The organism is Allobosea rubneri (genome assembly GCF_032464875.1).
Classification (GTDB): Bacteria; Pseudomonadota; Alphaproteobacteria; order Rhizobiales; family Beijerinckiaceae; genus Allobosea; species Allobosea rubneri.
In genome coordinates this window covers 26,141-39,636 of record NZ_JAWDID010000001.1, presented here as the reverse complement: position 1 = coordinate 39,636, position 13,496 = coordinate 26,141, and the positions used below count along the sequence as shown (strand labels likewise).

Below are 13,496 nucleotides of genomic sequence, written 5' to 3'. Positions count from 1 at the left end.
ATGATCGACGGCAACACCATCCTGATCGCCCATCTCGGCTACCCGACGACGACCTTCAAGGCGCCGCTGATCTACAATCCCTATTTCGAGTCGATCGGCGTCAATGCGGTGGTCATGCCGATGGCGGTCGAGGCCGATGTTTATCCGCAGGTGCTTGCCGCGCTCTTCCGCCTGAAGAACATCCGCGGCGCGCTGGTGACGATGCCGCACAAGGTCACGACCACGGGCCTCGTCGACGAACTCTCGACCGCGGCGAGCATCGCCGGATCCTGCAATGCAGTTCTGCTGAGGCCGGACGGCACGCTGCGCGGCGACATGTTCGATGGCGAAGGCTTCGTTCGCGGCGTGCTGCGCAAGGGCCGTCAGGTGGCGGGCGCGCGAGCGCTGGTCGTCGGCAGCGGCGGTGTCGGCGCGGCCATCGCCGCTTCGCTGGCGGGAGCGGGTGCGGCCGCGCTCGGTCTCTTCGATCTCAACAGCGCTGCCGTGGAAGGGCTCGCCCGGCGCCTGCGCGCGCACTATCCGGTGCTCGCGCTGGAGCTCGGCACGCGCGATCCCGAGGGCTACGATATCGTCGTCAATACGACGCCGCTCGGCATGAACGATGGCGATCCCCTGCCGATGGACGTCTCGCGGATTGCGCCGGAGAGTTTCGTCGGCGAGGTCGTGCTGAAGAGCGAGGTCACGCCCTTCCTCGCGGCCGCCCAGGCCAAAGGCTGCCAGACGCAGGTCGGCACCGACATGCTGTTCGAGCAGATCCCGGCCTATCTTGAATTCTTCGGCTTTCCGACGACGACGCCGGACAATCTGCGGGCGGTTGCTCGGATCAGCTACTGAGCCCGGCCGCGCATGGAGGGCGGCCCTGCACTGGCCGCAGGGCGAGCCTGATTGTCGCCTGACGCTGCGTTGCCTATAGCCGGATCGTCGTCGCGCCTATCGCGGCGACCGTCGGAAGCCTTCCGCCTGCGCGCCATTCGGCACGCGGCAGGACGGGCCCCGGCCCCTGGGGGGAAGGCGATGTTCGGCAGCGACGAAGCAAAGCGCCTGGGGGCAGCCGCGAGATCGCGCCCGGTATGACCATCTCCGATATCGAGCATCCCCCGCCTGGGCTGCGGGGCGAGCGCGCAAGGTGAGTCCTCCGCTACCTAAAGCCACGCATTCCGATGGTGGCCTTGCCGCGCTGGCGCTGGCTCTGGCCGCCTTCAGCCTGTTTGCTGTCGGCGACGCCGCTTCCAAGCTCGTCGTCGTCGAGACGAATCCCGTGATCGCGATGTGGGGGCGCAGCGTGGTCTTCGCTGCCCTCTTCCTGTTCATCCTCCGGCCCGGAGAATGGCGGGCCGCCCTGACGCGCGGCCCGGTCAAGCTCCTCCTGCTGCGTTCGATCTTTCCCTTCCTCGGCGGCATCTGCGTCATCGTCGCGATGGCCTATGTGCCGCTCGCCCAGGTCACCACCATCCTCTTCATCGCGCCGCTGCTCAGCATGGCGCTCGGCAAATTCCTGCTCGGGGAGCCGGTTAATCGCTGGGGCTGGCTCGCGGTGCTGCTCGGCTTCCTCGGCGTGCTGACGATCATGCGCCCTTTCGGGAGCGCCTTTTCGTGGGCCCTGTTGATCCCGGCGCTAGGCGGCCTCTTCGCCGCCACCGGCCAGGTCATGACCCGGATCGTCGCGCAAAGGGCGAGTTCGCGCGCCGTGCTGCTCTACACCATGCTGGTGGCGCTCACCCTGTCCTCGCTGCCTCTGCCCTTCTTCTGGCAGGCTCCGACCGGCGAGCAATGGCTGCTTTTCGGCCTGTCCGGCATCTGCCAGGCCGCCGGTCAGTTCGCCATGATCGCCGCCTATGCCCGGGCGACCGCCTCGCGCCTCGCGCCCTATTCCTACGCCCAGCTCCTGACCGCCACGCTGCTCGGCTTCGCCATCTTCGGCGAGGTGCCGGATGTCTTCACCGTCGTCGGCGCCGCGCTGATCGTCGCCGGTGGGCTGATCTCGCTACACCTGGCGGGCAGGCCGCCGAAGCCCCGGCAGAGAGGTTGAACGAGGCGTGGCCTAGGATTGACCGGCGCCGGCAAAGCTCCGACATCACGTGCATTGTCCTTTCCTCAGCAACAGCTACGGGATTTTCCATGCAGATCCTCGTCACCGGCGGCACCGGCTTCATCGGCGCCTGGATCGTCCGCAGCCTGCTTGCGGCCGGCCACAAGGTCCGCATCTTCGACATCAAGGATGACAGCCGGCTCGTGCGGGCGCTGGCTGGCGAGGCGGCCGCCGGGATCGACTGGCGCATGGGCGACATCCGGGACGGTGAGGCCGTCCATACCGCCGCCAAGGGCTGCGATACCATCGTCCATCTCGCGGCGATCCTGACGCCGGCCTGTCGCGAGCAGCCGGTCCTCGGTGCCGAGGTCATCGTCATCGGCACGCTCAACGTCTTCGAGGCTGCGCGCCGGCACTGCATCGCCAAGGTCGTCTATGCCAGCTCGGCCGGCGTCTTCGGCCCGGAGGATGGGGCAAGGCCGCTGCCGATCACCCATTACGGCGCCTTCAAGCTCGCCGCCGAAGGCAGCGCCCGCGCCTATTGGCATGATCACGGCATCGCCAGCGTCGGCTTCCGCCCCTTCGTGGTCTACGGGCCCGGCCGCGAGCTCGGCCTCACTGCCGGCCCGAGCCTCGCCGCCGAGGCGGCCGCGACCGGCGAAGCCTATGAGTTCATCTACACTGGCCAGTCCGACCTGCTCTATGTCGAGGATCTCGCGGCTGCCTTCGAGGCGGCGGTTGCACGCGACATTGCCGGCGCGCATGCCTTCAATCTGGTCGGCGAGGTCGCGACCGTCGACGAAGTCATCGCCGAGATCCGGCGTCAGGTTCCCGATGCGCGTTTGAGCGCCGCCGGGCCGAGCCTGCCTACCGCCCCGGAACTCGCTCCCGATACGACCCTGCCTTCGGTGCTCGGCCCATTGCCGCGAACCGGGCTGGTGGAGGGGCTGGCGCGTACCATCGCCTTCTATCGGAAAGCGGCGCCGGCCCTTCGGTAGATCGGCAGAACAGACTCAGGCGTGAGATCCGAAAGCAGGAAAGGGCATGGATGCCGAACGGGCGCCAAGGCCGAATGGAGGATGCGATGCTGGATATGCTGAGCGGCGAGACCCGGATCTTCGTTATCATTGGCCACCCGATCGCCCAGGTGAAGTCTCCGTCCGGCATCACCAGAGGCTTCGTCGAGCGCGGCATCAACGCGGCGCTGATCCCGATCCATGTCCTGCCCGACGATGTCGACGGCTTAATCGCGGCGCTCGGCCCGGTGCTGAACGTCGACGGAATCGTCGTAACGATCCCGCACAAATTCGCTGCCCGGCAGCATTGCACGACGCTGTCCGACCGGGCTCGGCTGCTGGACTCGGCCAATGTCCTGCGCCGCGGCAAGGATCGCGCCTGGCATGGCGACATGCTCGACGGGGTCGGCTTCGTGCGCGCCATGCGGCAGGCCGGCGGTGAGCCGGAGGGCAAGCATGCCCTGCTGATCGGCGCGGGCGGGGCTGGCAGCGCCATCGGCCTGCAGCTGCTCGACGCTGGCGCATCCGAGCTTGCAATCCACGACATGGATGCCGGCCGGCGCGATGCGCTGGTCGCTCGGCTCTCCGCCGCCCATCCCGGGCGCGTCCGGGCGGGATCGGCCGACCCGTCCGGTTTCGGGGTTATCGCCAACGCCACGCCGATGGGGATGCGCCCCGACGATCCTCTGCCGGTCGAGGTGGAAAAGCTCGCACCGGACATGTTCATCGGCGACGTCATCACGGCGCCCGAGGTCTCGCCCTTGCTGGAAGCTGGCCGCCGCCTCGGCTGCAAGACCCAGACTGGCGTCAACATGTTCATGGCGCAGCGCGAGCTGATCGTCGATTTTCTCGAGGGAAAGCCGGTTTAGCTCTGCAGGGCGCAATCGCACCGAAGAAGCCGTCTGCGGTGCTCAACAGGAAAAAGGGTGCACGCCGCTCACCCGAGGCCAGCACGTTCCCTGAGCATCAGGACGGCGTCCTCCAGTGCGTTGAGGCAGCGCCGTTTCAGCGCGGCATCATAGCGCGCGATCGGCAGGGCGATGTTGACGGCCGCCAGCGGGAAGCCGGAGCGGCCGAGGATCGGGCGCGCCATGCCGACGATGCCCGGCATGAACTCCTCGACCACGAAGGCGATGCCGGTCCGGGCGATCTCCGCCAGCTCCGCCTCCAGCGCCGGCACGGAGTCGATCGTCCGCGGCGTGATCTTTTCGAAGCTGACGCGCGCGAGATAGTCGCGGCGCATCTCCTCGGGCAGATGGGCGAGCAGCGCCTTGCCTCCTGAGGTGGCGTAAAGCGGTGCGGTGTCGCCTTTTCGCATCGTGTAGTGCAGGCGGTGCGAGCCGCTTGCGGTCGCCACCACCTCCGAGACGTCGCCCTTCAGCAGGTTGAGGGCGCAGGTCTCGCGGGTCGCGTGGGCGGTGTCGGCCAGCACGTCTTCGGCGATGCTGACGAGATCGCGCGTCTCGGCGCTGCGCTGGCCGAGCGCGACCACGGCCGGGCCGAGGAAGTAGCCTTTGCTGACCGGGTCGTATTCGAGATAGCCGCGGCAGACCAAGGTCTTGAGCAGCTGGGTCAGGCTGCTTTTCGGTATGCCGAGCTGGGCGGCGATCCGGGCATGGGTCTGGCCGGCGTTCCAGCGGCGCAGATACTCGAACAGGTCGAGCACGCGCATCGCGGACTTGACTGATCCCAGCTCGGCCGAGGGCATTGCAGATCCGGTTCTGTTCAGCTGCGGCGGTCGGCCCGTTGAAGTGTTGCGCAATAGTGAAGGCCGGACCCGGCAGGTTCAATATCTCTTACGGGTTAACCTCGGCGGGTGTGCTTTACTTCGTATGGAAACGTATTCCCGTAGAAGAACAGGCGGTCTCGATGTTCGGGCGCGCGGGCGATAGGCGAGGCCTGGAAGGAGCCTCTGTCGATCCGTGGCCGCGGCCGTCGCCGACCGCGCCATCTTCGTCAGCGGCAGCCCGCCGCAGCCTAGACGGTTCTCACCGTCAGGCGGCCTGGGGCTGCGCGGGGGCGCCGAGATAGCTCGCCTGGAAGGTCGTCATCACCTGGGCGACCATCTCGCGGGCGACATGGAGCTGATCGTCCTCGAAAGCCATGGCGCGCGGCGAGTTGAGCACGATCTCGTAACTCGGGAAGTAGTCGACGAAGTCGAAGCGCCGGTAGAGCTCCTCGGCGACCGCACGCAGCACGGATTTCGAGCCGCTATTGGCGACGATCACATCGGCCTCCTTGAAGGTCGCGCCGAGCGGCACTGGCGAGACGGTGACGATGAAGCGCATCTCCGGATTGCAGTGCTCGCGGATCAGCCCGATGATCTCCAGCATGTCCGACAGCGTCGCATCATAGCCGTAGTCGACGAAGCGGAAGCGCTCCGGCATCTTTGCCAGCCAGCTCGGGCCGGGATGGATGTTCATCGCCAGTCCCGTCTGCGAATCCAGCCAGGTCTCGGTCAGGCCGAGCGTGAAGAAGCAGATGCGGGCATCCTTGATCGTCGCGGTCGCCGTCGTCAGGCGCTGCCGGTTGGCGAAGGCCTCCTCGCGGCTAAGCAGTCTGAGGCCGCTGGCATGCGGATCGAACCATTGCCCCGGCGAAAGCTCGATCAGGCCCTCGTCGGGATAGCTCTCCCCGAGGAGGACGCGCTTCAGTTCGTGCGCCATCGAACGCACCGAGTATTTGTTGAGCGCGCCGCGGGAGAGCTCGCCGCGGTTCGCTCCGCCGCCGCGTCCGCTCTCCTCGTTCCAGCTCTCGAAATGCTCGGCCGGCACGCCATGCCCGCGCAGCAGCAGCGGCAGCCCGCGCATCATCAGGATGTTCTCGACCTCGCGCGCGAAGCAGGACCCCATGGTGAAGATCGGCCAGGAGGGGTCGATCTGGAACTTCGGCCGGTGCTCGACCTTGAGGAAGTCGCCTGTGGTCAGGCGTTCCTTGGCCATGCGCTCCGGCTTTCCCGAGGTCCAGCCGCGCGCCGGGTTGGCGCGCATGATCGAGAGGGCCGTGCCTGCATCGTATTCGATCTTCATCGTTTACGTCTCCTTCTGCTGGAAAGGCGTGGCGCCTTTCGGGGCGGCGACCGGCGCGCTTGCGCCCATGCTTGGTCGTCGCCGGCTCTCGCTCACATCCGGTGCGGAACGCCGTTCTTCTCGAGGAAGTCCCGCATCCGGTCGTAGGACTGGGCGTAGCTCTTCGAGAGCCCGTTCAGCGCCGCCTCCTGGTAGACGGCGCGCCAGCCGCCCTCGGCGAGCGCCGCCTCCGGCACGACCGGGATCTTCAGCGTCTCGGCCAGTTCCTGGCTGCGCGTGTCATAGGCGACGAGCACACCCGGCACACCATGCGCGACGGCCGGCAAGACGCCATGGACGCGGTAGCCGACGGCAAGGTCGATCGATTGCGCGAACTGGTCATAGCGCTCGACATCGAAGAACGAGAAGAGCTGCTTCTCGTAGATGCGCCGCATCGCCTGGTCGTCCGGCCCGTCCCACCATTTCGTACGGACGAATTCCGTGACGGCCTTCTGCTTCGCCGCTTCGTCGCGCAGGAAGAAGGCCTTCTCCTCCTGCTCGCCATGGGAGGACATCACCATCTCGCTCTGGCCATCGACCTTGAGCAGCGCAGCCTTCTGGTTGCGGAGATAGGTCTCGGGATCGGCGGTGTAGCTGTGGTCGGCCTCGCGCCGCAGGCTGAAGGCGACTTTTCGGATCTCGCGCTGGTCGGGCACGCGGATCTGGAGATCGCGATTGCGGGTGCGGAAGATCGACGGGCAGCCGACGACCTCGACATTGCGGATGCCGTTCTGGCGCAGCGTCTCGGCCGAGAAGGCGCCGCGCACGCCGATCGCGGCGGAGCGCTCGGCGACGATCGACCAGAAGCGCTTCGATCCTTCCGAAAGCTCGATCTTGCGGTTCTGGCTGGCCTGCGCCCCGACGCCGATGGCGTAGACCGGCAGCTTCACCTTCTCCAGCACCTCGACGGCGCGGAACCACTCCATCTTCTCATGGATGAAGTTCGAGCCGCGCACGAAGACATAGTCGAACTCGCTGGCATAGCGCTCGATGTCGGCCTCGGTCGGGCTCATGATCTTCATCGGCTCGAGATGCGCGTAGCGCAGGAGCTTCAGCGTCGAGTCGTAGACGATCATGTCGCCGATGTTGAAATAATCGGCGAGCAGCTTCTCCATCGGGGCGCGATACCAGCGCACCTTGTCGTGCTCGTAGACCTCGCCGGCGGGGTAGATTACCAGCGCCCTGAGCTTGGTCTCGGTCGCGATCGGACGCAGGTTCGAGCCCGGGGCGAGCGCGCCCGTTGCTGCGTCTGCGACCGCGACCGAGTGGGGGCGCCCGCCGGGCAGTCTCGGCAGGGGAATGGTGAGTTCGGCCTGTGTCGCATCGCCGGCGACCAGCGCAGCGGGATGGATCGTCGCGTAGTCGTGTCCGTCGAGCCTGAGGCTCAGCGCCGGCCAGCTGCCTTCGGGCTTGCGGGCGACGGAAATGGCGACCTCGTTGGTCGTGGCGCGCAGGATCTTCAAGGCGTGCTCCGCTGGGTTTCAGGCACGAACCGAACCTTGACGCGTACCAGGTCGCGCTCAGGCCCGACCTTGCAGTCGGTGACGCGCATCTTGCTCATGAACAGGAAGGCCTCGTCGCCGGTCGTCTCGAAATTGCGCGAGGGCGAGGCCGGGTCGGCGACGGCGCCATAGGCGTAGCGCTGCTTGTCGCCGCAGTTCTTGCTCCACATCGTCGGGTGGATCATCAGCGTCTGCAGCGGCGACCAGCGCTTGAGGTCGCTCGACCAGCTATAGGCGACGCGGCCGCCAGCGATGCCCTGGCTCGGATCCGGGCCGAGATGGAAGATCGCCAGCCACTGCCCGCTTGCCTCGTGCCGCGTGACCGAGCCGACCGTGGTCGGCAGCGGCTTCAGCGGCTTGCATGGCTTCGCCTGGCTGACATCCTCGCGATAGGGATCGAGCGCGCGGATGGTGAAGTCGCTGCCGTCATAGGCGCGCCAGGCCGTGGCGTCCTTGATGTCGGCGGTGCGGAACAGGCAGACGCCGCTCTTCTGGCCCTCGCCGCCGGTCGTCGCGATCAGCGCGTACCAGGCGCCGTCCTTCTCGACGATGTTCGAGGGGTTGAAGAAGCCGCGATGCCGGCCCTGGCCGACATCCTGCTTGAAGGCCGGCGCGGCCACCAGCGGATGGGGCTCGTCGACCTTGAAGCTGCGTCCGCCATCGCTCGACCGCGCGGCGGTCACGACATTGTACCAGCAGCTCATCGCGTCCTTGAAGCGGCAGGCGCCGGCATGCTTGTCGGCGTGGTACTCGGCATGGATCAGCGCCTGCACCCGTCGCCCATCGCCGGTCCAGGTCGCGGCGATCCAGCTCTTGTCGCTGAACTCGGCGGGATCGGCGCTGTTCCTGGCCTGGAAGGAGATCGCGCAGCTCTTCCTGACCGAGGTCAGGGCGGGGCCGATCAGCGGGCGACCACGGTAATGGCTGGCGAAGGCGACGACCTCGCCCTTGTCGTCGCGGAAGGCGCGTAAGGGCGCATCCGGCAGGTCCCATTCCTCGCAGCGCTCGCGCGCCCAGGAGACGACCGTCTCTTCCGCCGCGTCGGGCGCGACCTCGAGGCGATAGGCCGGGGCCTGGGCGAATGCCGCGCAGGGTAGGGCCAGCAGCATGACCGCTGCCGGCAGCCCTGCGAGGCGGAGGTGGGCCACCCTCATGCCACCTTCCTTTCCGGCTCGGGAGCCGGCGGCGCGGAGGGGGCGGCCACAGCCGGCTTCGCCATCTTGTGGTCGATCTTGTTCTCGCTGAGGAAGGCGCTCATTGCCCGGTAGGTCTGGGCATAGGCCGCGTTGAAGCGGTCGAAGAGAGTCTGGTCCCAGTATTCCTCAAGCGTGAACGGCTTGTCGCCGAAGACGTCGACGCTCGGGATCCTGAAGGTCTCGGCGAACTCGACGGTCCGGCTGTCATAGGTGAAGTAGATCGAGGGCGTGCCGTTGGCGAGCGCCATCAGATTGCCGTGCAGACGGTAGCCGAGCACGAGGTCGAGCCGGCGCACAAGCTGCTCATATTCGGCGACCACGTCCGAATAGAACATCCGGTCGCGGTAGAGCTCCTCCATCCGCTCGTCGAGATACCAGGCGGTCGCCCAGCCGTTCTCGCGTAGCGCCGCCATGCCCTCCTGCTTCTGCTCGGGCGTGCCGAGTGCCAGCTTCTTCTCCTCGACCTCGCCCTGCGACATCAGCGTGACCTCGAAGCGCTCCGCCATCGCCTTCACCAGGTCGCGGTGGACATTGAGGTAGCGCTTGATGTCCTTGGCGTAGTGCTTGGAGACCTCGCGGCGCAGCGTGACGCCGACCTGTTTCACCGTATCGAGCGCCGGCAGGCGGATGGCAAGATCGGGCCGGTTGTTGCGGAAAGCCGTCGGGCAGCCGATGATCCTGACATTCCGAATGCCGAGCTCGTTCATCACCTCCGCCGAATAGGTGCCGCGGACACCGACCGAAGCGGTGGAGTCGGCGATCAGCTTGAGGACGGTCTTGCTGTCCTCGCTGAGTTCGAGCTTGCCGCTGACCGGGGCCTGCGCGCCGATGCCGAAGGCGATCACCGGCAGCTTGAGCCGGCGCAGCACCTCGGCGGTCCGGCTCCAGTTCATCTCGGCGTGGACATAGTTGGAGCCGCGCAGGAAGACATAGTCGAACTCGGCGTTGAGCCGGTCGATCTGCTGGGGGTCGATGCGCGTGATCGGCAGTTCCTCCAGCTTCTCGAAGTTGAGCAGCTTCAGCGAGGAATCGAAGACGAAGGCGTCGCCGATGTTGTGATAGTGGTTGATGTGGCTTTGCAGGTCGGCGTGTCTGTACCAGCGAACATTGTCGTGGTCGTAGACCTCGCCCGACGGGCTGATCACGAGGATGCGGGCCATGGTTGCGTTCTCCCTTCTTGTCTTCGCGCAGCTCACGCGATCATCGGCGCGGCGGCGCGATTGGCCGGAGCCGGCATGCCCCGTGCAGCGATCAGGCGCTGGTAGAGCGCGAGATGCTGGTTGGCGCAGTCGACATGGCTGAGCGGCTTCTTGATGCCGGAGCGCAGGCGCTCCCAGAGCCCGGGCTCGCTCAGCGCACGGGTCATGCAGTCGACGAGATCCTCGGGGCTGCCGGAGCGGAAATGCAGCCCGTCGACCTCGTCGGTGATCTTCTCGGCCATGCCGCCGAGATTGCTGGAGAGGATCGGCCGGCCGTGGAAGAAGGCCTCCTGGATCACGATCGGCGAGTTCTCCCACCAGACCGAGGGCATCACCACCCAGTCGACCGAGCGCATCAGGTTCGGCATTTCGTGGTTTTGGAAGGCGCCGCAGAAGCGCACCCGCCGGCCGGCGGCCTCGACGAGGTCGGCGAACTTCTTCTTGTAGGCCTCCGGCTGCCGCTCGAGATTGCCGCCATAGACCAGCAGCACGCTGTCTTCGCCCCAGACCGAGTCCGGGATGCGGGTCACCGCGTCGAGCAGGATGTCGGCGCCCTTGTAGGGCGTGAGCTGGCCGAAATAGGCAAAGCGCGAGCGCCGGCCCTCGCTGTCCGGCAACGGCCGCGGCGGCGCGACCTCGGCAACGTCGATGCCGTTCTCGATCACCGAGAAGCGCTCCGCCGCCAGACCCCATTGCTGGTAGCGCTCGGCCAGGAAGCGGCTCGGCGAGACGAAATGGTCGGCGAGGTTGAGGATGCCCTTGATGAAGGTCTCGCGGGCGAGGAAGCGGGCCGGCGCGATCTCCGGGAAGCAGGCGTTGCAATCGCTCGGCGAGGACCGGTAGCAGAGCTTGAAGGCGCCGGTCTTCACCATCTGCCCATGGTGGTGGCAGATCGAGAGATATTCGTGGAAGGTCACGACGATCAGCGCGTCCGGCAGCGTGTCGCGCACCGCGAACAGGCATTCCAGCCCGAGCCCGATGAAATGGTGGAAATGCACCACGTCGGGCTTCAGGTCGCGCAGCACCCGCACGAAATCGCGCTCGATCTCCTCGGTCGCTCGGTTGGAGATCAGGAAGTGGTCGTATTCCTCGGCGTAGTAGAGCAGTTCGCCGCCGCGCTGGCGCAGGCTCATCAGCGCCGTGCCGGCATGGCGCGGCGTCGGCGCCCCGACACGGGCGAGGTAGTGGGTGTCGACCTCGGCACTGGCCTGGAAGCCCTTGTGCAGGTTGTAGGAAGCGATCTCGGCGCCACCGAGCGAGAAGGAGGGGTGGCCGTGCGAGACGACGAGGATACGCATGCTCATCCTCTCATGTTGGAGATGGCCAGCGCCCAGCGCCGGTCGAAGGAAGTGCGGTCGGCGAGGCTGGCGAGGACACCGGCCGGCGCGCGCGCGGCCTCATTGTCCTCGACGACATAGATCTCGACCTCCGGCACCCAGAGCGAGGGCGCGCCGTTCATCCTGAGCTTCAGGCAGAGGTCGAGGCCCTTTTCGCCGGTGGTGAAGTAGTTGCGCGAGAAGCCGCCGGCCTCGATGAAGGCGGCGCGCGAGAGCACGCAGCATTCCGTCGCACCGGCCGCGACCTCCATCGGGCCGAGGCTGCCGATCGCCTCCAGCGGATAGCCGACGAAGCGGTTGTAGACCCGGCGCTCGGGCCCTTCGCCTTCGAGCCAGGCGCCGGCCCAGCGGATCGAATTGTCCTCGAACAGCAAGGTCGGGCTGGCGACGCAGTGCCCGCCGCGACCGCGATAGGCCCGCTCCAGCCGGCCGAGCCAGCCGGGCATGCGGATCTGCGCCGCGCCGGAGAGCAGGGCGGCGGTCTGGAAACGGCAGGCGTGCAGCCCGGCCTCCAGCGCGTCGCAGCTGTCCTCGACCCCTTCGACCAGCACGAGGCGGATAGACAGCCCGTAGAAGCGCGCCAGCCGCCGCGCCTCGGCACCGAGCCGGTCGAAGCTCTCGCCCGGTGCCGCCACGACGATCGGCAGCCTGCGCACTTCGGGATCGATGGCGAGCAGGGCGAACAGGCTAGAAAGCTCGCGTTGGCGATGGTCGAGCCCGATGACGAGGCCGAGCGCCGCATCGGCATTGAAGCTGCCGACATCATGGCTCTCGATCGCCCGCGGCGGCGCGATCTCGGCCGCCTGCAAAGCCGGGGCGATCTGCTTCTCGACCACGGAGCTTGCGGTCGAGGAGCGCGGGTCGAGCAGGCCGAAGACGCGCTCCAGTGCCCGCCGGGCCGGCGCGCGCCCCGGGGACAACGGCAGGAAGGCCGGACCCTGGCCCTCGATCTCGAACTCGATATAGAGCGGTTGCCCCGCTTCGGGAGCGAGCTTCGGCGCGAAGACGATGAAGCCGTGGCTGTTGCGCCGGCCGGCCAATGCCGGGCCAAAGCGCGGATCTTCCAGAAAGGCGGCAGCGACATCCGGGCGCGCCGTGCGCGTCCAGCTCTTGTCGAGCGTGCAGGATTGGTTGCCGGTGCGCAGGGTCGCGGCCACGACCTTGTTCTCGCGGTCGAACAGCCAGCCGATGATCAGCACGCCGGTGCCCTCAACCACGGTCGCATCGTCGATGCCGGCTCGGACCGGCTGTTCGAGCAGGCAGACCGTGTCGCGTCCGTCGAAGCGCTGGGAGGCGCGCTTCAGCTTCTCGGCGGTCGCCGGCGGCGCGCTGCCGCGTTGCAGGCCGTCGCGCAGATGGCCGGGCACCGTCACCGGCTCGAGCAGGACGTGGCGCTCATAGACTTCGAGCGCGCGCCAGCCGTCATTGCCGCGGAAAAACAGCCGCTCGATCTCGCTGGGATGACGGATCTCGCATTCCTCGATCAGGCCGAAGAAGCCGCGTGCGCCCTCGCCGAGATCGTCCCTCTCGAAGGTGCCGGCTTCCAGCATGGCCGAGGAGAGGCCGCCATGGGCGATCAGCAGCTGGGTCCGGCCGGCGGCGAAGTTCGCGGTCCAGCCCTGCACGAAGATGCTGTCGTCCTGCGGTCCCATCACCTCGACGAAGCCGCCGGGCTTGGCCACCGATTGCAGGAGCATGCCGACGGCGCGCAGCCGCCGCGGGTTCGACTTGCCGGCGAGCAGCACTTCGAGCAGCCCGTCGACCACGGTCGGGAAAGACTGGCCGGCCTCGTCGGCAAGTGCGGCGAGGAAGGCCTGGAGGGGCAGGGGTTTCGGCGCCAGGATCAGCCGCAACGGCCGGCCGGGCCGGCCGAGCAGGATCGCGCCGCCGCCGGCTCGGTCATGCGAGGGGGCGGGCGCCAGGCAGAGGAAGCCGACGGCCTGCGAGGCATCCGCCTGCGGCCGGCGCCAGGTCAGCGCCATGGTCTGCGCCTTGTTGCGCGGATTGCCGTCGACCGCGACCGGCACCTTGCCGGGGATCGCGTCGCAGGCGCTCATCACCAGGATCGCGTTCTCGCCGAGCGGGGTCCAGGCGACGGTCGGCGCCGGGCTGAGCCTCGTCTGCTGGGGGATGATGACCTCGTTCACCG

Annotated in this window: 11 protein-coding genes; 4 read left to right on the top strand and 7 right to left on the bottom strand. The window is 67.5% G+C overall.

Annotation, left to right across the window (positions count from 1 at the left end; translation table 11 throughout):
• The 4 genes from RKE40_RS00185 (at position 1) to RKE40_RS00170 (ending at position 3,914) form a co-directional block, all read left to right on the top strand.
• The gene (locus RKE40_RS00185; RefSeq protein WP_316016231.1) at positions 1 to 834 is read left to right on the top strand and encodes a shikimate dehydrogenase family protein; all 834 of its coding nucleotides are present in this window, start codon (positions 1 to 3) and stop codon (positions 832 to 834) included.
• A gap of 292 nt (positions 835 to 1,126) precedes the next feature.
• Positions 1,127 to 2,029 carry a DMT family transporter gene (locus RKE40_RS00180; RefSeq protein ID WP_316016230.1) on the top strand — a complete coding sequence of 301 codons (903 nt, stop codon included), beginning with the start codon at positions 1,127 to 1,129 and terminating at the stop codon, positions 2,027 to 2,029.
• 89 nt (positions 2,030 to 2,118) lie between these two features.
• The gene (locus tag RKE40_RS00175) at positions 2,119 to 3,027 is read left to right on the top strand and encodes an NAD-dependent epimerase/dehydratase family protein (RefSeq protein WP_316016229.1); all 909 of its coding nucleotides are present in this window, start codon (positions 2,119 to 2,121) and stop codon (positions 3,025 to 3,027) included.
• Positions 3,028 to 3,113: 86 nt separating this feature from the next.
• On the top strand, positions 3,114 to 3,914 hold the full coding sequence (locus RKE40_RS00170; protein ID WP_316016228.1) for a shikimate dehydrogenase family protein: 801 nt from the start codon (positions 3,114 to 3,116) through the stop codon (positions 3,912 to 3,914).
• A 68-nt stretch (positions 3,915 to 3,982) separates the two neighbouring features.
• Here RKE40_RS00170 and RKE40_RS00165 read toward each other — a convergent pair whose 3' ends face one another.
• From RKE40_RS00165 to RKE40_RS00135, 7 genes are all read right to left on the bottom strand, one after another.
• Positions 3,983 to 4,753 carry an IclR family transcriptional regulator gene (locus tag RKE40_RS00165; protein WP_316016227.1) on the bottom strand — a complete coding sequence of 257 codons (771 nt, stop codon included), beginning with the start codon at positions 4,751 to 4,753 and terminating at the stop codon, positions 3,983 to 3,985.
• A 286-nt stretch (positions 4,754 to 5,039) separates the two neighbouring features.
• The gene (locus tag RKE40_RS00160; protein ID WP_316016226.1) at positions 5,040 to 6,074 is read right to left on the bottom strand and encodes a GSCFA domain-containing protein; all 1,035 of its coding nucleotides are present in this window, start codon (positions 6,072 to 6,074) and stop codon (positions 5,040 to 5,042) included.
• 92 nt (positions 6,075 to 6,166) lie between these two features.
• On the bottom strand, positions 6,167 to 7,576 hold the full coding sequence (locus RKE40_RS00155) for a polysaccharide pyruvyl transferase family protein (RefSeq protein ID WP_316016225.1): 1,410 nt from the start codon (positions 7,574 to 7,576) through the stop codon (positions 6,167 to 6,169).
• A complete protein-coding gene (locus RKE40_RS00150; protein ID WP_316016224.1) occupies positions 7,573 to 8,769 on the bottom strand; it encodes a hypothetical protein in 1,197 nt (398 codons plus the stop codon). Before RKE40_RS00150 ends, RKE40_RS00155 begins: the two co-directional genes overlap by 4 nt.
• Positions 8,766 to 9,971 (bottom strand): polysaccharide pyruvyl transferase family protein, encoded by a 1,206-nt coding sequence (locus RKE40_RS00145; RefSeq protein WP_316016223.1) that lies wholly within the window; start codon positions 9,969 to 9,971, stop codon positions 8,766 to 8,768. Before RKE40_RS00145 ends, RKE40_RS00150 begins: the two co-directional genes overlap by 4 nt.
• A gap of 32 nt (positions 9,972 to 10,003) precedes the next feature.
• On the bottom strand, positions 10,004 to 11,308 hold the full coding sequence (locus RKE40_RS00140) for a glycosyltransferase family 4 protein (protein WP_390893159.1): 1,305 nt from the start codon (positions 11,306 to 11,308) through the stop codon (positions 10,004 to 10,006).
• A 2-nt stretch (positions 11,309 to 11,310) separates the two neighbouring features.
• Entirely contained in the window at positions 11,311 to 13,494 is a 2,184-nt protein-coding gene (locus RKE40_RS00135) for a glycosyltransferase family 2 protein (protein ID WP_316016221.1), read from the bottom strand.
• Positions 13,495 to 13,496: the final 2 nt, after the last annotated feature.

Excerpts from the sequence above, each read along its gene's own strand:
- RKE40_RS00175 (WP_316016229.1), top strand. The coding sequence starts at position 2,119 with ATGCAGATCCTCGTCACCGGCGGCACCGGCTTCATCGGCGCCTGGATC.
- RKE40_RS00170 (WP_316016228.1), top strand. The coding sequence starts at position 3,114 with ATGCTGGATATGCTGAGCGGCGAGACCCGGATCTTCGTTATCATTGGC.
- RKE40_RS00185 (WP_316016231.1), top strand. The coding sequence starts at position 1 with ATGATCGACGGCAACACCATCCTGATCGCCCATCTCGGCTACCCGACG.
- RKE40_RS00150 (WP_316016224.1), bottom strand. The coding sequence starts at position 8,769 with ATGAGGGTGGCCCACCTCCGCCTCGCAGGGCTGCCGGCAGCGGTCATG.
- RKE40_RS00160 (WP_316016226.1), bottom strand. The coding sequence starts at position 6,074 with ATGAAGATCGAATACGATGCAGGCACGGCCCTCTCGATCATGCGCGCC.
- RKE40_RS00145 (WP_316016223.1), bottom strand. The coding sequence starts at position 9,971 with ATGGCCCGCATCCTCGTGATCAGCCCGTCGGGCGAGGTCTACGACCAC.
- RKE40_RS00140 (WP_390893159.1), bottom strand. The coding sequence starts at position 11,308 with ATGCGTATCCTCGTCGTCTCGCACGGCCACCCCTCCTTCTCGCTCGGT.
- RKE40_RS00165 (WP_316016227.1), bottom strand. The coding sequence starts at position 4,753 with ATGCCCTCGGCCGAGCTGGGATCAGTCAAGTCCGCGATGCGCGTGCTC.